The following is an 18,158-nucleotide window of genomic DNA, read 5'->3' as shown; positions in this document are numbered from 1 at the left end:
AATATACTCTATTTGTGCAACGCTTAACTAATCCCAAACACTGACTCGACAGTTGACTTAATCGAATCGCGTGCATCCTTCAAAGTTTGACTAATAGGATGTTTTGCCTGCAAAAATGCGCGGGCACAATTGCGTCCCGGCATTCCCGAAATCGAACCACCTGGATGAGTCCCTGCACCAGTCAAAAATAGATTATCAATTGGCGTTTTGTAGTTCGCTATTTCTGGCAAGGGACGGAAAAATACCATCTGATCTAGGGTCATGTCAACATGGTAATAATTCCCTTTGTACGCACCTAATCTTTCTCCTAGTTCTGCTGGACTTTCTACACGACGGGCGATAGTTGCATTCTTGACATTCGGTGCATAGTCTGCCAACTTATCAATCACCCGATCTGCAACTTTGTTTTTCAATTCATCTGTCCAACCAGTACCTTTCAAACCTGTCCCCTCTGCACCCGCAATTTGATAAGGGGCGAAAAACTCAATCCATACAGTGTGCTTACCTGGAGGTGCTAACGTGGGGTCTAAATAACTAGGCATCACTAGATACATTGATGGATCAGCATCAGGAATCTCTCCCAAAGTACATTTACTATGAGCCTGTTCTACATGAGCCACGGAATCTGCAATCAAGATAGAACCAACGAGATATTCGTCTTTGTGGGCGTGGTATGGAAAGCGCAGTGGTTCGTCTAAAGCCAAATCTATTTTGAGGATGGTTTCGTTATTGTTAACGATGCGGCGTTCTAATCTTTCCCATAAATTTGGATCGGCTCCATCAATATCGCTCTTATCAGTCATTTGCAAAAATAACCGCTTGGCATCAATATTAGAAATAACTCCGTATTTAGCTCGATATTCTTTGCCACCAGCAACCCGCACACCCACAGCTTTTCCATCATCAATTAAAACTTTTTCAACATGCTGATCTGTGAGAATAACGCCACCTTTACTTGTGACTAAATTCACCAAAGCTTGCACAAGTGCGCCAGTTCCGCCGCGAGGTCTGGCCATCCCCGGATTATGACGCATTGCCATCATAATTGCACCAATGGCAAGGGTTTTTTGTGATGGCGGCGCACCAAGTTCTGCTGCTAGTCTGGCTAATGGCGCTTTCAGAAATTCTTCATCAAACCACTCGTTAAGTAAATCTTCAGCGCTGTTCAACATAGTGCGAATAAAGTCCAGCGTTTTGTTTGGAGAACCAATAACCGAAAATAAATCTTTCAGTTTGGTGATGTCGTAGTTACCAAGGATGTCTATAATTGACTTTGGCGGTGCATTAAACATCGGAATCATTGCACCTAGCGATCGCTGCCAAAAGTCTACAAATTCGGCGTATTTTTTGGCATCACGTTCACTATAACGAGCAATTTCGGCACAAGTCTTTTCTACCGACTTATGTGCTAAGAAATACTTGCCATCAGGATGAGGACAGAAAACTACTGGATCGCACTCTAAATAATGCAAGCCGTATTTTTCTAGTTCTAATTCCTCAACAACTGGCCCCAAATGAATAAATTCATGGTCAATAGCACACAAGTTAAATTTAAATCCTGGAGCTTCTTGGGGTAAACACTCTTCAGTTGTTGCTGCACCACCTGGAACAGAACGCTTTTCTAATAAGAGGACGCTATAACCAGCTTTTAGCAAATAAGCTGCACAAACGAGGCCATTGTGTCCAGCACCGATCAGGACAACATCATACTCTTGCATACGTTGTTATTTTGAAATAAGTAACTTTCAAAAGCTTATAAAACTTTTAATAAATTTACATCACTCCCTAGTTACAAAAATTATCTTTTACTCCTGTCAATACTACTAAAGATATAGTATGTCTGACGATGATGGTATTTGCTTCACTTCAGTTTGTACCATAGGTATTAAACTACCGATTTCTACTTTTACATCTTTAAATAGAAAACGTTATATCTTCCGATTCAAAATATGCTACATTCATCAGTTCTTTGGTTACTCACCGGACAACTGGAAGTCGCGCGCCAGGTGCATCAAGTCGGTAAACCCGCCCACGGCGCTGGCTCCCCAACGCACTGGCTTGGCAACACAAATAAAACCCCAACTCTTGGAGACGCTACGCGAACGGGGAATTCAAAATTCAAATCCCCATAATTACAGCTATTTTCAGGTAAATAGACCACGCAGTAGGGGCACAGCAATGCTCATGCGTGTCAACTTAACGTGAAACCCTTGTCAAAACGTGATATTCAATTCTTTGGCTTCTCATCACGATCCGCGTTACCCCACCCTAACCCTCCCCTTATAAAGGGGAGGGAACCAGATTTTCTTTTTTCCCCCCAATACATCGGGGGGATTAAGGGGGGTAAAACGCCTGTGGGATAAGCGTTTTGGCTTAAGTTGACACCCATGAGCAATGCTGTGCCCCTACGACAGATGTGGTTCATAGTGAAAAACTAGTACAGCACGGCGTAAATAAGCCACCCCAACGGGAAAGCCAGTCGCCTGGGTCGGGAAACCCTCCCGCAGCGCTGGTTCACCATTTGTAATCTCTGAAACCCTTGCTAAAAGGTAATTACGAATTACGTACAGCCCTTTGGGCATGAAAACCGCGTAGCGTGCCGGAGGCTCTATTACGAATTACGAATTACGCGTTCGCGTAGCGTCTCGTAGAGAAGCGGTACTAGTGCGATGTCTACGTATATAGCAGATTTCAAGGAAAGTGAAGTACACAAGCTTAGTCCCAAAGCCAGGTATAAACTTTGTTTTACTTCTGAATTCTGGATTCTGAATTCTGCTGTATAGCAACACCAATAATCGTTTTTTGGCTGAAATAGACTCTAAGCAATTGCTTTATGTGTATTTAATATGATAATGTAACATACACTTGATTTTCCGAAGCTTCTATGCATCGTAAGCAAAGTTATTTCTCAAAAAATAAAGAAATTAATGGGTAAAAACTAGTGTATTTTGATAATGTTCAAAAAATGAACAATTTTTAACATCATCTTATAAGTTTTGTAGGTAGAGTATGGTTTTTCGGCGCTGCTTAGTGGCATCTGGCTTAATAGCTTTCTTCGCATTTGGCTGTAGTGGTGGGGCAAACTCATGGACAGAAAATACTATGCAAGTTGTGCAAGAAAGTAATGTAACCCAACTTTTGAGAGAAGCGAAGGCTACCCAAAAAGCAGAAGGTTTCTTTCATCAAGGCAATCATTTATTAGATGGACAACGTTATGAAGATGCCATAAAAGCATACAACAAAGCGATCGCCATCAAAGTTGAGAATTCTGAAGCTTGGATTAACCGTGGCATCGCCTTAACATCGTTGCAACGCTACAAAGACGCGATCGCGTCCTACAATACAGCGATCGCCATCAAACCGGACAAATATGAAGCGTGGTATAACCGTGGCATCGCCTTAACATCGTTGCAACGCTACAAAGACGCGATCGCATCTTACGACAAAGCGATCGCCATCAAACCCGACAAATATGAAGCCTTAATTAACCGAGGCATTGCTTTGACAAAGCTGCACCGCTACCAAGATGCGATCGCATCTTATGATCGAGCGATCGCTATCAAGCAAGATTTGCACCAAGTATATTATAATAAAGCTTGCTCTTATGCTTTACAAAGCAATGTCGAACTAGCAATTGAGAACCTAGACAAAGCAATCAAGCTTGTTCCTGATAAATACAAGAAATTAGCAAAAACTGACCCAGACTTTAGCAAAGTGCGTAGTGACAAGCGCTTTCAGGAATTAGTGCAATAAGCTGATGTGCAGCTAAATTTTATAACAAGAAAACCCAAAAATATTGTAGTGCGGGCATCTTGCCCGCGTCTAATATACAAATTAAATACGCAACAGCTTAGTATTTTATTATCACTACTCAGTGTAGAATATAAGCTTGCTATAACAAGGATTTTTTTCTTGAGCGGTTTAGATTAGACATGAAAAAATTGTTAATCACCGGAGCAAGTGGTTTTTTAGGATGGCATCTTTGCCAGCTTGCAAAACAAGAATGGGAGATTTATGGCACTTATTTATCCCATCCTTTAGAGATTCCTGGCATCAAAATGCTAAAAGTGAACTTAACAGATTTTCAGGAATTGCAGCGCATATTTAGTGATATAAAACCAACAGCAGTTATTCATACTGCTGCACATTCGCAACCAAATTTTTGTCAAACCCACCCCGAAGAATCGCACGCAATTAACGTTATAGCATCCGGGAATATTGCCGGACTGTGTGCAGATAACTCTATTCCTTGTGCTTTTACCTCAACCGACTTAGTTTTTGATGGCTTAAATGCCCCCTATCGAGAAACAGATGCCGTGTGTCCTGTGAATCTTTACGGTGAGCAGAAAGCGATCGCAGAAGCAGATATGCTAGAAAAATATCCGATGACCGCAGTGTGTCGAATGCCGTTGATGTTTGGTGCAGCAACACCCACAGCTAAAAGCTTTATTCAGCCATTTATTCAAACTTTACAAGCCGAAAAAGAACTAAATTTATTTATAGATGAATTTCGCACACCAGTAAGTGGAACAACTGCCGCCAAAGGACTTTTATTAGCATTAGAAAAAGTTAACAGCATCATTCATTTAGGTGGCAAAGAGCGGATTTCGCGTTATGATTTTGGACAGCTATTAGTCGAAGTATTTCAACTTCCCGCCACCGGACTTAAAGCCTGCCGACAACAGGATGTGAAAATGGCAGCGCCTAGACCAGTAGATGTTTCTTTAGATAGTTCCAAAGCATTTGAATTGGGATATCAGCCTTTATCTGTAAGGGAAGAATTGCAGGAATTAATCAATAGTCAATAACTAAGATTGTATTTCTTGTGTACTTAACCAGTGACGGAAGCTGGAATGATAGAGACTATAATGGATTTCTCCGTCAATTTTTTCTTGGTGTAAGAATTCAAGCCAACTTTCTAGAACTTCCTCAACTTCATATTCATCTGTATTGATTATATTAGCGATGCCTGCGGCGGTCTGCGCCAACGCATCTACAGATATTGCTTTTTGTTGCTGTATTAAGACGTTTAACACATCTGTGCTATGGTCCGTTCCTAGTTCGGGTAGAATCATTTTGTGTAAATGCTGCTGATAATATGCTTCTAAACCAGACGGGAGTTGATTGTACTCGAAAGGTTCAGGGTAGAAATTTTCTGTGTTAGCGAAGCTTACCGAAGGTATCGCACCTACGATCTGGCTAACATACATAAAATTATTTTCGCTCAAAGTGGTGATGCGATCGCAGAATTCTTGCTCATTAATCTGGTGATTACTCAGCCAAGATTTAAGATTCCCCCTAACCCCCATTAACAAGGGCGAAATATCGCCCCCCTTTTCAAGGGGGGTTGGGGGGATCTCTTCAGGGGTTAGGTAATTTTGAATATACGCTTGAATATCCCGCCGATTTTCTTCTGGATAATCTTCTAAATCAAGACTTTGCGACGGCGTTTCAATTAATAAACCCGACTTCTCGCGCAAGAAAGGTCTACGAGTGAGGAGGAAATAGACCTTATCCGGGAGATAGCGGGGGAGATAAAACAGATTTGTACTAGGTGGTTGGCTATTGCGGTCAATGCAATTCAACCCATCAATGGCAATTATCAGTTTTTGATGAGGTTCTAACTCATCGCTGATTTGCTGGAGGAGAAGAGACAAAAACCAACTCCCCTCAGTCGCATTATCTGGAACTCCCCCTAACTGGGAAAAATCTTGCTCCCTCCTCGCTTGCGGGGAGGGTTGGGGTGGGGTTCTTAAATCATGCAACCAGTCGATTAACTGAGTACAAACAACCTTGAGAAATTCGTCAGCACGATTTTTACCCTCAAGTTCGGCATTGTAATAAATAACTTGAGGATTGTTTGTCACATATTTGGCGAGAATGGCACTTTTACCGCTACCGGGTGCGCCAATGATGGTGAAATAACCGTGGCGATGGCGGTGGAGAAAGTTGTTAATAGCCGTGAAGACAAATTTGCGATCGACAAAGTTTTGGCTTTTTTCTTGAATGATTTGCTCAAACTCTGTTGGATGTCCTCTGGGATTAGTTGTAATGCGTGATGAATTCATAATTATTTTTGTACTTATTCGCCTGTTATTCATCCTCGCAGCATTTCTCTGACTCCTGCATTTCTTTATCTCCCACCCCTTCAAGGCGTAATAAATGCACCTGTCCTGATGCTTCGCCTGCAACAATTGTTACTCCATCTGAAGCAACAGCGCAGCAGCGTAACAGACTATCTCCACTGAAGCTAGCAATAATTTTTTTGCTTTCCAAATCCCAAACTTTAATAATGTTATTTGCCCATGAATTTGAGGGTAAAGAGTTTTTTCCTAGTTTTGACATTACAGACGTTAAGAGTTTTATAGTAACCAGAAATAACTCGTTTGCCGTCAGTAGTAATAGTAATACAACTAAAGTTTTTATCAACAAAATTGAAAATATTTTCTAATTTCATAAAAAAATTAAGTATATTGAGAAAAAAAGCTTTTCGGTTCTATCGCTCCCCTTATGCAAAAAAGGAAAATATTACTGAACTTATGGAATAAAATTATATATTAATATTTCCTAAAAGCATTACAGAGTAAAGATTTTTAGCTTTTTTAGAAGTTAATGAAAATGTTTGATATGTAATTAAAATATAATAAGTTAGGTTTGAGGGTGGTAGTGATGAGATTTTCCGTAGAGCAAATGATCAACCTTCCAGGGATGAAAGTATTAAACTGCCATGAAATTGAAGGCATAGGATTAATTATAGAAATCGAAAAGATGGCGAAATCTTGTACTTGTCGAAAATGTGGTTATCAGACAAGTAGTATCCATCAAAATCATTGGCGAATAGTGCAGGATTTACCAATAAGCGATCGCCAAGTACAACTAAAAATTAATCGTCGTCAATTTCGCTGCAAAAAATGTCAGAAAATATTTAGTGAAGAGTTAGATTTTATAGAAAAAAACCGGGGATATACTAAGAGACTAGCTGCTGATATTATCAAGCAAGTATTAGATAGTAATATTCGTAGTGTTGCCTTAAGAAATGATTTAACAGACGAAGAAATAGAATCGATGTTAAATGCACAAGCGATACTCATAGAGTCAATAGATTTTGCAAGAGTGAAAAGAATCGGGATAGATGAAATAGCTTTAGTAAAAGGTCAAGGAAATTACTTAGCAATAATAGTAGATTTAGATACAAATAAACCGATAGAAATATTGCGATCTGCGCTTCGCAGCAGCGCTTCGCTATCGCGTCGGAGCGAAGAGTTACGTAAAGTCTTTGAGGGATGGGGTTATGCTGTGTTAGAGCAAATTCATGAAGTCAGTATTGACCTTTGGAATCCGTATAAAAATTTAGTAGAAGAATTAATGCCAAATGTCGATGTAACAGCAGATAGATTTCATGTAATGAAACAGATTACAGACGAATTAGATACAGCACGTAAATCAGAGAAAAGAGCAGCCGAAAAAATTCTGAATAAGCCCGAAAAAGAAAGAAAATTAACTGGAATAACAAAAAGCAAATATAGTTTACTTAAGAATGAGAAAGATTTGACCGAACAGCAGAAAGAAAAATTAAAATCTGTTCTGGAAGTGTCACCACAATTATCAAAAATGCACGCCCTAAAAGAAGAGTTTAGATACATATTTGAAACGAAATATTCTTGGGGAGAAGGAGTATTAAAATTACTTGATTGGATGCATAATGCTATGTCATTTTTCCCCAAAAGTATTGGGACAATTCAGAGATGGTTCGGAGAAATAGTTGGTTATTTTGATAATAGGACAACAAGCGGAGTTGTGGAAGGAATTAATAATAAACTCAAGTTAATTAAAAGATTGGGCTATGGCTTTCGCAACTTTGAAAATTTCAAATTACGAAGTTTATTAACTTGGCATTTTGGTATTAATTATCCATAAAGGGAGCGATAGAACCCAAAAATTTTGGGTTTTCGAGACGCGATTTATCGCCGTCTCTACAAGTGTTTTGGTCTTATCTGAACTGTATTCAACTATAAATATTTCTATCTCACGCAGAAGGAGAGTTTATTCTAAAAAAATCCCCTCAACTTTCTGGAAATGAGAGTTGGGGGGAGCAAGTTTTAGCTAAACTGTATGATTTTATGAGGAATAAGCATCTATTGGCAGACAAGAACAAACAAAATTCCTGTCGCCAAAGGCTGCATCAATGCGACCAACAGCCGGCCAGAATTTATGTTCACGAGTCCAAGGCGCAGGATAAGCAGCTTGTTCACGAGAATAAGGATGCTGCCATTCTCCAGTGATGAGACTTTCGGCAGTGTGAGGTGCATTCTTCAAAACATTATCTTCAGCATCCACCTTACCTGATTCTATTTCGGCGATTTCTTGGCGAATAGAAATCAACGCATCACAAAAACGATCCAACTCTTGTTTAGATTCACTTTCTGTCGGTTCCACCATGATTGTACCCCCTACAGGCCAGGAGACAGTCGGCGCATGGAAACCATAATCGATCAAACGCTTGGCAACATCATCAATTTCGATCGCAGCTGATTTTTTGAGCGATGGCGAAGCGCCTCGCAAGCTACGCAAATCTAAAATACACTCATGGGCAACTAGACCATTTTTCCCCTGATACAAAACCGGATAGTACGATTCCAGTTTCTTGGCGATATAGTTAGCGTTGAGAATCGCCACCTTAGTTGCTTGGGTCAAACCAGCTGCACCCATCATGGCGATATACATCCAAGAAATCACCAAAATACTAGCACTACCCCAAGGCGCGGCAGCAACCGCACCAATACGTTGAGAATTAGAAATTTCTTCTCCACTCCCCACAACAGGGTGTCCGGGCAAAAATGGCACCAAGTGAGAAGCAACGCCAATGGGTCCCATACCAGGGCCACCGCCACCATGAGGAATACAGAAGGTTTTGTGCAGATTCAAGTGACAGACATCCGCGCCAATATCTCCAGGACGGCAAATTCCCACTTGGGCGTTCATATTTGCCCCATCCATGTAAACTTGTCCACCGTGACTATGAACAACAGCGCAGATTTCCTGAATTGGCTCCTCAAAAACACCGTGAGTTGAGGGATATGTCACCATTAAGGCGGCGAGTTGATTGCTGTGTTTTTCTGCCTTAGCCTTCAGGTCATCAACGTCAATATTACCTTGTGAGTCACAGGCAACTGCCACTACCTTCATCCCGCACATCACTGCACTTGCTGGGTTTGTCCCGTGTGCCGAGGTGGGAATCAAACAAACATTACGGTGTGCTTCACCCCGATTTTCCTGATACTGACGAATTACCAAAAGTCCCGTATACTCCCCTTGAGAACCAGCATTTGGTTGCAGAGAAATTCCGGCAAAACCAGTAATTTCAGCTAACCATGCCTCAAGTTGCTCAAACAGGATTTGATAACCTTGCGTTTGCGACAAGGGAGCAAATGGATGAATCTTGCCAAATTCCTCCCAAGTTACCGGAATCATCTCAGCAGTCGCATTCAACTTCATTGTGCAAGAACCCAAGGGAATCATCGATGTAGTTAGCGATAAGTCCTTGCTTTCCAGTTTGTGCAGATAGCGCAACAACTCAGTTTCTGAGTGATAGCGGTTAAAGACTGGGTGAGTGAGATATGTACTTGTGCGGGAGAGGGAGAAATGGGGAAGAGAGGGAGAAGTTAATTCTTCTAGGGTGAAGGGTAAATCATCTGTACCAGCAAAAATCTGCCAGAGGTCGATTAAGTCTTCTGGTGTAGTTGTTTCATTTAGCGAGATACCAACAGCAGATGCATCAAAAATTCGCAGATTAATTTGAAGTTGTTCGCTAGCTTCCAGAATATCTTTTAAATTGCGTCTTCCCAGTTCTACTTGCAGCGTATCAAAGTAAGATTCTGAAACGACTTTGTAACCTAAACGCTTCAGTCCTGCTGCTAGCAACACCGTCAAAGAGTGGATATTTTCAGCAATTTGTTTCAGTCCAACCGGGCCATGATAGACCGCGTACATACTCGCCATTACCGCCAGTAGCACCTGTGCAGTACAGATATTACTAGTAGCTTTTTCGCGCCGGATGTGCTGTTCGCGGGTTTGCAAGGCAAGACGCAATGCAGGCTTACCTTGAGCATCTTTTGATACTCCCACAATTCGCCCTGGAACCAGTCGCTTATACTCTTCCTTCGTAGCAAAGTATGCCGCGTGAGGTCCCCCAAACCCCAACGGAATACCGAAGCGCTGCGTGCTGCCGACAGCAATATCAGCGCCAAATTCCCCAGGAGGGGTTAGCAAAGTTAAACTTAAAGGATCTGCTGCTACCGTTACCAATGCACCCTTAGCATGGGCTTTTTCTATAAAAGCGCGGTAGTCGTAAATGGTGCCATCACTTGCAGGGTATTGCAGAACAGCCCCAAAAATTGCTTGATCAAAATCAAATGTTTGATGATCGCCGACAATGATCTTAATCCCTAATGGTTTCGCCCGTGTTTGCAACACGTCGATAGTTTGGGGATGGCAATCACCAGAGACGAAATAGGCATTTGCCTGATTTTTGGAGACACCATAGCTTAGGCTCATTGCTTCGGCTGCTGCTGTGGCTTCATCGAGTAACGAGGCATTGGCGATTTCCAAACCTGTTAAGTCGATAATCAGGGTTTGGAAATTTAGCAGCGCTTCCAATCGCCCTTGAGCAATTTCTGGCTGATAAGGAGTGTAGGCAGTATACCAACCGGGGTTTTCTAGAATGTTACGCCCAATCACAGGTGGGGTAATACTGTCGTAATATCCCATACCAATGTATGAGCGGAAAACCTGATTTTTGGCAGCAACTTTTTTTAATGATGCCAGTGCTGCATACTCACTTTCTGCTTCTGGTAACTTTAGCGGTTGCTTCAGCCTGATTGTCTGTGGAACTGTTTGGTCAATTAGGGCATCCAGGCTGGGAAACCCCAAAACCTTAAGCATTTGCTGGATGTCATCGGAGTTAGGTCCAATGTGTCTTGGCGCAAAACTACTTAACTTTTGACTTTTTTCGTCCAGCACTTGCTGCTCATTAGACTTGAGAATCGGGGCGTGTGATACCACAAATTACTCTCCAGATGGTACTATTTAATATTTTGCAATAAATACTCATAATAAGTAGATGTAACTTTTCAGTTCATCTAAATTTCATGACTTATCTTTGGGCGGAGTGGGAGATGGGGGAGATGAGGGAGATGAGGGAGATAAGGGAGATAAGGGAGATAAGGGAGACAATTTTACCTTGTCCCTCTCATTCCCTACTCCTAACTCCTAACTCCTAACTCCCCACTCCCCACTCCCCACTCCCTACTCCCCTTCTACCAGGGCGCGATACTCATCTGCTGTCAAAGCATCCTCAACTTCGGCAGAGTCATTGACGCGCACTTTCAAAAACCACCCTTCCCCGTAGGGGTCTTCTGATACTTGTTCGGGAGAATTAATTAAGGCTTCATTGCGTTCTATAACTGTGCCTGTTATTGGTGAATTCAGGTCTTCAACGGCTTTCACTGATTCAATTGTGCCAAAGTTTTCTCCCCTGGTAAGAGCGTCACCAATTTCTGGCAGTTCCAAAAAGACGATATCACCCAATTCATGTACGGCAAATTCCGTAATGCCAATGGTGGCAATTTCGCCATCTAGTCGCACGTATTCATGAGAATCCAGGTATCTGAAATCTTGAGGATATTCAAAAGACATATCACTTCCTCTCCCTTATCAAAAAAATTATTACCCCAACAGTCATCCAACCCATATCTGGTCAGGACTTACGCAAACAATAGCCGAAAAGGATGATTTTCAGGTAGGGGCAATTCATGAATTGCCCCTACAGGGTGTACTTTTGCGTAAGTCTACTGGTAATGAACCTGACTGTAGATTGAGTAACTTACAACACATTATTCCTCAAAAACCTCGGCGCTTATCAGTTGGCAACACGATTTTTTGACCGATAAAAGGGACGTTTAACTACAACTGCTGGATAAGCTTTGCCGCGAATTTCGACTTCTAGCTGCTGACCAACCGTTGCTAGCTGGGTGGGAACGTAGGCTAAGGCAATGGGATAACCAAGTGTGGGTGACAGAGTGCCACTGGTAACTTCTCCCACAATTTTACCTGCGGATAACACTTGATAGCCGTGACGGGCAATGTTGCGTCCTTGGGTTTGCAAACCTACCAATCGGCGATGCACTCCAGTAGCTTTTTGGTGTGCTAAAACTTCCCGACCAATAAATTCGCCTTTGGTATCTAAGTGAACTAGCCACCCCAAACCTGCTTCTAAGGGTGTGGTGGTGTCATCAATATCTTGTCCGTAAAGTGCCATCGCCGCTTCTAGCCGCAGGGTATCTCTCGCACCGAGTCCACAGGGGATAACACCAGCATTATGGAGACTTTGCCACAATTCTACTCCCACATCTGGATCTACCATTACCTCAAAGCCATCTTCGCCGGTGTAACCTGTGCGGGCCAAGAAGGCAGGTTTACCTAGTAGCGTTGCTTCTAAATGTCCGAAGGCTTTGATTGGTTGTAAGTCTTGTTGCACTAAGGGCTGGAGATGTTTAATCGCTTTTGGCCCTTGCACGGCAATTAAGACTTTATCTGGTGAAAGGTCTTGGAATTGCACTTTATCTAGGTCAAGATGTTGCAATAGCCATGCTTTATCTTTACTGGAGGTTGCCGCATTGACTATGATAAATGCTCTCTGTGTCCCTGTGGTGTCTTCACCTTGATAATAAACAATGATGTCGTCAATAATTCCGGCTTGGGGATTTAACAATAGGGTGTATTGTGCTTGACCGGGTTGCAAACGACTCAAGTCTGAAGGGACTAGAGGCTGGAGTTGGGAAATCAGGTTTTTACCTTGGAGGGTAAATTTGCCCATGTGGGAAATATCAAACATTCCGGCTGTATTTCTTACAGCGTCGTGTTCGCGGCTAATGCTACTAAATTGCACCGGCATTTCCCAACCGCCAAAGCTGGTAAGGCGGGCTTTGAGTTCTACACCGAGTTGATATAAAGGGGTTCGCGCCAAAGATTGGGCGTTGTCTTCTTGATTAGCCACAGGTAATTATTTTGCGATCGCACCTCAACATCTATCATCCTACGAGATGCTTTCCGCTTTTACAGAATATATCGAATTTGGGCATTGGGCAATTCAATTTTAGATTTTAGATTTTAGATTTTGGATTAAATTTCAATCTAAAATTCTCACTCTCCCTCATCTCCCCCATCTCCCCCATCTCCCTCATCTCCCCACTCCCCACTCCCCACTCCCCTTCTGTAAGCTTTAATAGTTAATGGTGAAAGTGTTGAGATTTATTAAGAAGAGATTATGAAATATTGGCGACTCTTAGTTAGCTTTGTCTTAGCTACGGTTCTTTTTTTGTTTCCCCTATCGGCGCAAGCTGCTAGTTCTTCCAGTATTACCCGTTCTGTAGGTAATGATGAACTCAAGGGCAAAGATTACTCTGGTCAAAGTTTAATTGGCACTGAGTTTACCAATCTCAAATTTGAGAATGCTAATTTTAGCAATACTAATTTACGTGGTGGCGTGTTTAACGGTAGCGTATTGGAGGGAGTAAATCTGCATGGTGCTGATTTTAGTGAAGGCATAGCCTATTTAACCAGGTTTAAGAATGCTGATTTAAGTGATGCTGTATTGACCGATGCAATGATGCTGCGTTCTACTTTTGATGACGTGGATATCACAGGTGCTGATTTTACGAATGCAATTTTAGATGGGATACAAGTGAAAAAACTTTGTGTTAAGGCCAGTGGTGTGAATTCTAAAACTGGTGTAGATACTCGCAAGTCTTTAGGGTGTAAGTAGACTCTCACACCTTCTTCGCTGGTGGAAGGGGGGATGGTTTCATACGAAAAAAGAAAAATATGGAAGTCTTTATTTCTCGCGTATAACCATAGATTTTGACCCCTCTCCAAACCTCTCCCCGAAGCGGAGAGAGGCAATGAGAAAGCTAGTTAGAGTTTTTCTCAGTTGGTATGAAACCACCCTGCTTCCTACTAGCGTTGGGGAGCAAAAATTAAAGCCTCTCTCAGCTTGCCGTTAGGCAGGCTGACGCCAACCGGGAGAGGAATGGAAGCGGGGTTCCAAGAATAAGTTGCACATCGCGTGAATTACGAATTACGAATAGCTGTACTAAGCTGTTGCGTATTTAATTTGTATATTGGACGCGCTCATGTTGCCCGCACTACAATATTTTTGGGTTTTCGTGTTATACAATTTAGCTGCACATCAACTTAGTGATATGCTTCTCTTAAAAAGCTGGCATAATTTGCCCGAACCGTCATCGTAGTAGGATGATTTACACCTAAAGTCCGTTCACAAATTTTCAAAGCTTGCTCAAACAAGGGTTTGGCTTTCCTGTAGCGTTTTATATTACGGTAGAGTGCTGCTAGATTGTTCAGACTAATGGCAACATCGGGATGGTTGTGTCCCAGCAGGCGTTTACTCAGTTCTAATGCTTGCTGATACAAGGGTTCGGCTTTGTTGTAGCGTCCTGTAAATTCGTAGAGTTGTGCTAAATTATTCAGGCTAGTGCCAACATCGATATGTTCTTTTCCCAGCAGACGTTTTCTCAGTTCTAAAGCTTGCTCAAACAAGGGTTCGGCGTCGCTGTATCGTTTTGTATAACAGTACAATGCTGCTAAATTGTTCAGGGTAGTGGCGACATAGGGATGTTCTTCTCCCACTAGGCGTTTCCACAGTTCTAAAGCTTGCTGATACAAAGGTTCAGCTTCGCTATACCGTCCTGTAGATTCGTAAAATAATCCTAAATAGCTCAAGCTAGTGGCGACATCAATATGTTCTTCTCCCAGCAGGCGTTTTCTTAGTTCTAAAACTTCCTCAAGCAAGGGTTCAGCTTCGCTGTAGCGTCCTGTGAATTCGTAGATTCTTGCTAAATTGTTCAGGCTAGTGGCGACATCAAGATGGTTATCTCCCAGCAAACGTTTGCTGAGTTCTAAAGCTTCCTGATACAAAGGTTCCGCTTCACTATAGCGTTCTGTAGATTCGTAGAGTTCTGCTAAATTGTTCAAATTAGCAACAACATCGGAATGTTCTAAACCAAGAGGATTTTGAGTGATTTCTACACACTGTTGCAACCAAGGTTCTGCTTGCTGATAAAGTCCTTGACCTTGATAAAACCAGGCTAATTTGGTCAATAAAGTAATTAGATTTTTATCGCTTAGATACTGGGATAGGTGGATTGCAACTTCTGTAATGTGCGGGATATGTGGAGTGAGGTTGAGAATATCTTCAGGGTTAAGCTGTTGCGGAATTAACTTTGCTACCTCTAGCATCATTGTTGCAAATTTAGTTTTTGTTTCATCCGCCTCACTTGACTTATCCAACTTCATCTGGATAAGTTGCCGAATCAGTGGATTTAGACGATAAATTTCTTTACTTTTCCGTTGTAGCAAATGCAATTCTAGTAAATCGGCTATGGCTTTCTCATTGAGTTGTTGTTTGTTCTCATCTTGTATCGTCTCAAGAGATAAGGGAATGTCAGCTAATGCACACAAACTTAGCAAACAGCCAAAGTTTTGGGCATTCTCATCCAGATGTTCCCAACTCAATTCAAAAGCTTCAGCTAGACCGTATTCATAATCCATCAATGAGTTAGCATTGACTACTGCTTCATTGAAAGTTGGCGGGAAACTCCATTCCCTTGTGGGTGGAGAGGGATAGTCGCCCGCCGACTTTGGGAATTGAGCATTGGGCATTGGTGACTCTTCCCCATGCCCAAAAACGCCATCCCCTTGTGGGTGGAGTTTTTCATGTTTCAGTCGCTTTTTCTCTAGTCGTTTTAGCAGTGTTTCCAGTGACAAATCTGGCATTTTATTCAGATATTGCCCCACTAACTCTAAGGCTAAAGGCAAATATTGCAAAAATTTACAAATTCTTCTGGCAACCCAAGCTTCTTCTTGCAGTCGTTCCCGAACCACCAGCGATTTTAATAATTTCATCGCCGCCAATGGTTTGAGGACATCCAATTCGCTATTATATTTTGCGCTCAGGTAAGCTTGTAACTTTTTTAGTTTGTCCCGACTGTTGGAAATAGCTAACTCAGGATGATTCTGGGCGAACTTGTCGTATATTTCACCCATCCACTTTCTAAAAGTAGCAATATCAACGTTTAATTCGCTGGCAAGTTTAGCATCATTTTTACCTAAATTTTCAGTCTTAAAATATTTTATAAAAGCTGCGGTTTGCTTTAGAGATAAGCCATGAGTAGCAGCTTCTTTGGCTAGAAAATTACCCCATTGCATAAACAGCTTGTGAAGTTTACTTTTAATTCTACTTTGTCTCTATTTGGAAATCACCTCTCTTTAGGGTAGAAATACCATTTGTATAGAAACATTTAAAAGCAGTGGTTTGCCGTTAAATATTGCTATTTGACCTTCTGAGGGTGGATGTTGACGTTCTGAGGGTGGATGTTGACGTTCTGAAGGTGGAAGTTGACCTTCTGAGGGTGGAAGTTGACCTTCTGAAGGTGGAAGTTGACCTTCTGAGGGTGGAAGTTGACCTTCTGAGGGTGGAAGTTGACCTTCTGAGGGTGGAAGTTGACCTTCTGAGGGTGGATGTTGACCTTCTGAGGGTGGATGTTGACCTTCTGAGGGTGGATGTTGACCTTCTGAAGGTGGAAGTTGACCTTCTGAGGCTGGACGTTGAGCTTCTGAACCTCAAATTTCGAGTTTGGAACTCAAAATAGCTACGCGATGTCTACGACGGGCTACGGCTATGCAGTATTATTTACTTTAGTATTGGGTGTGTAGAGTGCGATCGCTGGTACGTCACTGCCAAACTCAATACTTGTGATTCTCCCTTTCCTAAATCCCAAGCTGCTACAACAGGAGCAATAGTATTAACTTCTACTATTTGTGTCCAAGAAATACTGGGTAATTGTGTTGATGCAACATCATCTTTTGTTGTGACTTCTTCAAAAACACCTAATGGAACTAAAACTTCTGTGAATAATTGTGGAATTAATTTTGCTTGTTGACTTTTCAACAGAACAATCAAAGGTGAAGAGTTAATAATTACACGATTAATCGACATTTGCCTGTTCCTGGGCTAACTCTTGAGCAGTGTATTGCATAAAATCTACTTGGTAGCGTGATAAGGCATTAATAAATTCAGCACGAGTTAGCCCAGCAATTTCTGCTGCTTTGGCTTGTGAAATGTCACCTAATTCATACCATTTAACTGCTGCTGCAATTCGCATTTCTTGGATAAATTCTTCAGGATTTTTACGAAGTGCTGAAAATACTGTTTCTGGTAATTGAATTGGTACTGTTCGCATAAATTTATCCTCAGTTTATTAGAGAGCATTCCTCAGCTTATAGTCAAAAGCGCTAATATTGATGGGCGATCGCTGCTAAAATTTAAACTACAACTGTTGTGTGGTATCGATTTGGTGTGATTTTGTGAAAGGTGCGATCGTTAGCGATATGCTTTTCTTAAAAAGATTGCATAATTTTCCCGAACCCTCATTGTATCGGGATGACCTACACCTAAAGTTTGTTCACAAATTGCCAAAGCTTGCTGAAATAAGGGTTCGGCTTCGCTGTAGCGTCTTGTAGAATTGTAGAGTAATGCGAGATTGTTCAAGCTATCGGCGACATCGGGATGGTTGTCTCCCAGTAAGCGTTTGCTTAGTTCCAAAGCTTGCTGATACAGAGGTTCAGCTTCGCTGTAGCATCTTGTAGAATCGTAGAGTGCTGCCAGATTATTCAGGCTATTGGCGACATGGGGATGGTTGTCTCCCAATAAGCGTTTTCTCAGTGCTAAAGCTTGCTGATACAGAGGTTCGGCTTCGCTGTAGCGTCCTGTAGAATAGTAGAGTACTGCCAGATTGTTCAGGCTAGAGGCAACATGGGGATGGTTGTCTCCCAGTAAGCGTTTTATTAGTTCCAAAGCTTGCTTATACAGGGGTTCTGCTTTGCTGTAGCGTCCTGTAGAACAATAGAGTGCTGCAAGATTGTTCAGGCTAGTAGGGACGGTGGGATGATTGTCTCCCAGTAAGCGTTTTCTCAGTTCTAAAGCTTGCTGATACAGAGGTTCAGCTTCGCTGTAGCGTCCTGTAGATTCGTAGAGTCCTGCGAGATTGTTCAAGCTAGTGGCGACATCGAGATGGTTGTCTCCT

The 18,158-nt window shown here is 42.0% G+C and carries 17 protein-coding genes; 6 read left to right on the top strand and 11 right to left on the bottom strand.

The features are described from left to right. Positions 1 to 23: 23 nt before the first annotated feature. Positions 24 to 1,718 carry a beta-carotene ketolase CrtO gene (crtO, locus tag V7K27_RS18865; protein WP_334949619.1) on the bottom strand — a complete coding sequence of 565 codons (1,695 nt, stop codon included), beginning with the start codon at positions 1,716 to 1,718 and terminating at the stop codon, positions 24 to 26. A gap of 118 nt (positions 1,719 to 1,836) precedes the next feature. Between crtO and V7K27_RS18860 the strand changes: the two genes are divergently transcribed. After that, a complete protein-coding gene (locus tag V7K27_RS18860; protein ID WP_334949618.1) occupies positions 1,837 to 2,205 on the top strand; it encodes a hypothetical protein in 369 nt (122 codons plus the stop codon). 200 nt (positions 2,206 to 2,405) lie between these two features. On the opposite strand, the gene V7K27_RS18855 is transcribed toward V7K27_RS18860, so the two are convergent. After that, positions 2,406 to 2,582 carry a hypothetical protein gene (locus V7K27_RS18855; protein ID WP_334949617.1) on the bottom strand — a complete coding sequence of 59 codons (177 nt, stop codon included), beginning with the start codon at positions 2,580 to 2,582 and terminating at the stop codon, positions 2,406 to 2,408. A gap of 427 nt (positions 2,583 to 3,009) precedes the next feature. On the opposite strand from V7K27_RS18855, the gene V7K27_RS18850 reads away from it, so the two are divergent. Further along, a complete protein-coding gene (locus V7K27_RS18850) occupies positions 3,010 to 3,753 on the top strand; it encodes a tetratricopeptide repeat protein (RefSeq protein WP_334949616.1) in 744 nt (247 codons plus the stop codon). A gap of 179 nt (positions 3,754 to 3,932) precedes the next feature. Further along, entirely contained in the window at positions 3,933 to 4,808 is an 876-nt protein-coding gene (locus V7K27_RS18845; RefSeq protein ID WP_334949615.1) for an SDR family oxidoreductase, read from the top strand. On the opposite strand, the gene V7K27_RS18840 is transcribed toward V7K27_RS18845, so the two are convergent. Further along, a complete protein-coding gene (locus tag V7K27_RS18840) occupies positions 4,809 to 6,068 on the bottom strand; it encodes an ATP-binding protein (RefSeq protein ID WP_334949614.1) in 1,260 nt (419 codons plus the stop codon). Positions 6,069 to 6,093: 25 nt separating this feature from the next. Continuing rightward, on the bottom strand, positions 6,094 to 6,429 hold the full coding sequence (locus V7K27_RS18835; protein WP_334949613.1) for a hypothetical protein: 336 nt from the start codon (positions 6,427 to 6,429) through the stop codon (positions 6,094 to 6,096). Between the two features lie 240 nt (positions 6,430 to 6,669). Here V7K27_RS18835 and V7K27_RS18830 point away from each other — a divergent pair, with 240 nt between their 5' ends. After that, positions 6,670 to 7,917: an ISL3 family transposase gene (locus tag V7K27_RS18830; RefSeq protein ID WP_334949612.1), complete on the top strand. Its 1,248-nt coding sequence runs from the start codon at positions 6,670 to 6,672 to the stop codon at positions 7,915 to 7,917. Positions 7,918 to 8,118: 201 nt separating this feature from the next. Here V7K27_RS18830 and gcvP read toward each other — a convergent pair whose 3' ends face one another. The 3 genes from gcvP to gcvT form a co-directional block, all read right to left on the bottom strand. Further along, positions 8,119 to 11,061, bottom strand: a complete 2,943-nt coding sequence (gcvP, locus tag V7K27_RS18825) for an aminomethyl-transferring glycine dehydrogenase (RefSeq protein ID WP_334949611.1) — start codon at positions 11,059 to 11,061, stop codon at positions 8,119 to 8,121. Positions 11,062 to 11,304: 243 nt separating this feature from the next. Continuing rightward, positions 11,305 to 11,694 (bottom strand): glycine cleavage system protein GcvH, encoded by a 390-nt coding sequence (gene gcvH / locus V7K27_RS18820; protein ID WP_334949610.1) that lies wholly within the window; start codon positions 11,692 to 11,694, stop codon positions 11,305 to 11,307. A gap of 223 nt (positions 11,695 to 11,917) precedes the next feature. Continuing rightward, positions 11,918 to 13,054, bottom strand: a complete 1,137-nt coding sequence (gene gcvT, locus V7K27_RS18815) for a glycine cleavage system aminomethyltransferase GcvT (RefSeq protein WP_334949609.1) — start codon at positions 13,052 to 13,054, stop codon at positions 11,918 to 11,920. A 270-nt stretch (positions 13,055 to 13,324) separates the two neighbouring features. Between gcvT and V7K27_RS18810 the strand changes: the two genes are divergently transcribed. Beyond that, positions 13,325 to 13,822: a pentapeptide repeat-containing protein gene (locus V7K27_RS18810; RefSeq protein WP_334949608.1), complete on the top strand. Its 498-nt coding sequence runs from the start codon at positions 13,325 to 13,327 to the stop codon at positions 13,820 to 13,822. 428 nt (positions 13,823 to 14,250) lie between these two features. On the opposite strand, the gene V7K27_RS18805 is transcribed toward V7K27_RS18810, so the two are convergent. Beyond that, a complete protein-coding gene (locus tag V7K27_RS18805; RefSeq protein ID WP_334949607.1) occupies positions 14,251 to 16,281 on the bottom strand; it encodes a tetratricopeptide repeat-containing protein in 2,031 nt (676 codons plus the stop codon). 140 nt (positions 16,282 to 16,421) lie between these two features. Here V7K27_RS18805 and V7K27_RS18800 point away from each other — a divergent pair, with 140 nt between their 5' ends. After that, positions 16,422 to 16,724 carry a hypothetical protein gene (locus tag V7K27_RS18800; protein WP_334949606.1) on the top strand — a complete coding sequence of 101 codons (303 nt, stop codon included), beginning with the start codon at positions 16,422 to 16,424 and terminating at the stop codon, positions 16,722 to 16,724. 41 nt (positions 16,725 to 16,765) lie between these two features. Here the strand turns inward: V7K27_RS18800 and V7K27_RS18795 are convergent, their stop codons facing one another. The 3 genes from V7K27_RS18795 to V7K27_RS18785 all read right to left on the bottom strand — a co-directional run. Continuing rightward, complete coding sequence (locus tag V7K27_RS18795; RefSeq protein ID WP_334949605.1) at positions 16,766 to 17,071, bottom strand: hypothetical protein; 306 nt, start codon at positions 17,069 to 17,071, stop codon at positions 16,766 to 16,768. Then, positions 17,061 to 17,315 carry a UPF0175 family protein gene (locus V7K27_RS18790; protein ID WP_292834828.1) on the bottom strand — a complete coding sequence of 85 codons (255 nt, stop codon included), beginning with the start codon at positions 17,313 to 17,315 and terminating at the stop codon, positions 17,061 to 17,063. The genes V7K27_RS18795 and V7K27_RS18790 overlap by 11 nt, the downstream gene beginning before the upstream one ends. 140 nt (positions 17,316 to 17,455) lie before the next feature. Continuing rightward, positions 17,456 to 18,158: tetratricopeptide repeat protein (locus V7K27_RS18785; protein WP_334949604.1), on the bottom strand; the 703-nt coding region annotated here is incomplete at its 5' end.

The organism is Nostoc sp., from assembly GCF_036919575.1.
Lineage (GTDB): Bacteria > Cyanobacteriota > Cyanobacteriia > Cyanobacteriales > Nostocaceae > Nostoc.
This window is presented reverse-complemented; position numbering and strand designations above follow the sequence as displayed.

Bases quoted from the DNA above. Each gene is read 5' to 3' on its own strand.
- crtO (WP_334949619.1), bottom strand. From the start codon at position 1,718: ATGCAAGAGTATGATGTTGTCCTGATCGGTGCTGGACACAATGGCCTC.
- V7K27_RS18860 (WP_334949618.1), top strand. From the start codon at position 1,837: ATGTCTGACGATGATGGTATTTGCTTCACTTCAGTTTGTACCATAGGT.
- V7K27_RS18855 (WP_334949617.1), bottom strand. From the start codon at position 2,582: ATGCCCAAAGGGCTGTACGTAATTCGTAATTACCTTTTAGCAAGGGTT.
- V7K27_RS18850 (WP_334949616.1), top strand. From the start codon at position 3,010: ATGGTTTTTCGGCGCTGCTTAGTGGCATCTGGCTTAATAGCTTTCTTC.
- V7K27_RS18845 (WP_334949615.1), top strand. From the start codon at position 3,933: ATGAAAAAATTGTTAATCACCGGAGCAAGTGGTTTTTTAGGATGGCAT.
- V7K27_RS18840 (WP_334949614.1), bottom strand. From the start codon at position 6,068: ATGAATTCATCACGCATTACAACTAATCCCAGAGGACATCCAACAGAG.
- V7K27_RS18830 (WP_334949612.1), top strand. From the start codon at position 6,670: ATGAGATTTTCCGTAGAGCAAATGATCAACCTTCCAGGGATGAAAGTA.
- gcvH (WP_334949610.1), bottom strand. From the start codon at position 11,694: ATGTCTTTTGAATATCCTCAAGATTTCAGATACCTGGATTCTCATGAA.
- V7K27_RS18810 (WP_334949608.1), top strand. From the start codon at position 13,325: ATGAAATATTGGCGACTCTTAGTTAGCTTTGTCTTAGCTACGGTTCTT.
- V7K27_RS18805 (WP_334949607.1), bottom strand. From the start codon at position 16,281: ATGCAATGGGGTAATTTTCTAGCCAAAGAAGCTGCTACTCATGGCTTA.
- V7K27_RS18795 (WP_334949605.1), bottom strand. From the start codon at position 17,071: ATGTCGATTAATCGTGTAATTATTAACTCTTCACCTTTGATTGTTCTG.
- V7K27_RS18790 (WP_292834828.1), bottom strand. From the start codon at position 17,315: ATGCGAACAGTACCAATTCAATTACCAGAAACAGTATTTTCAGCACTT.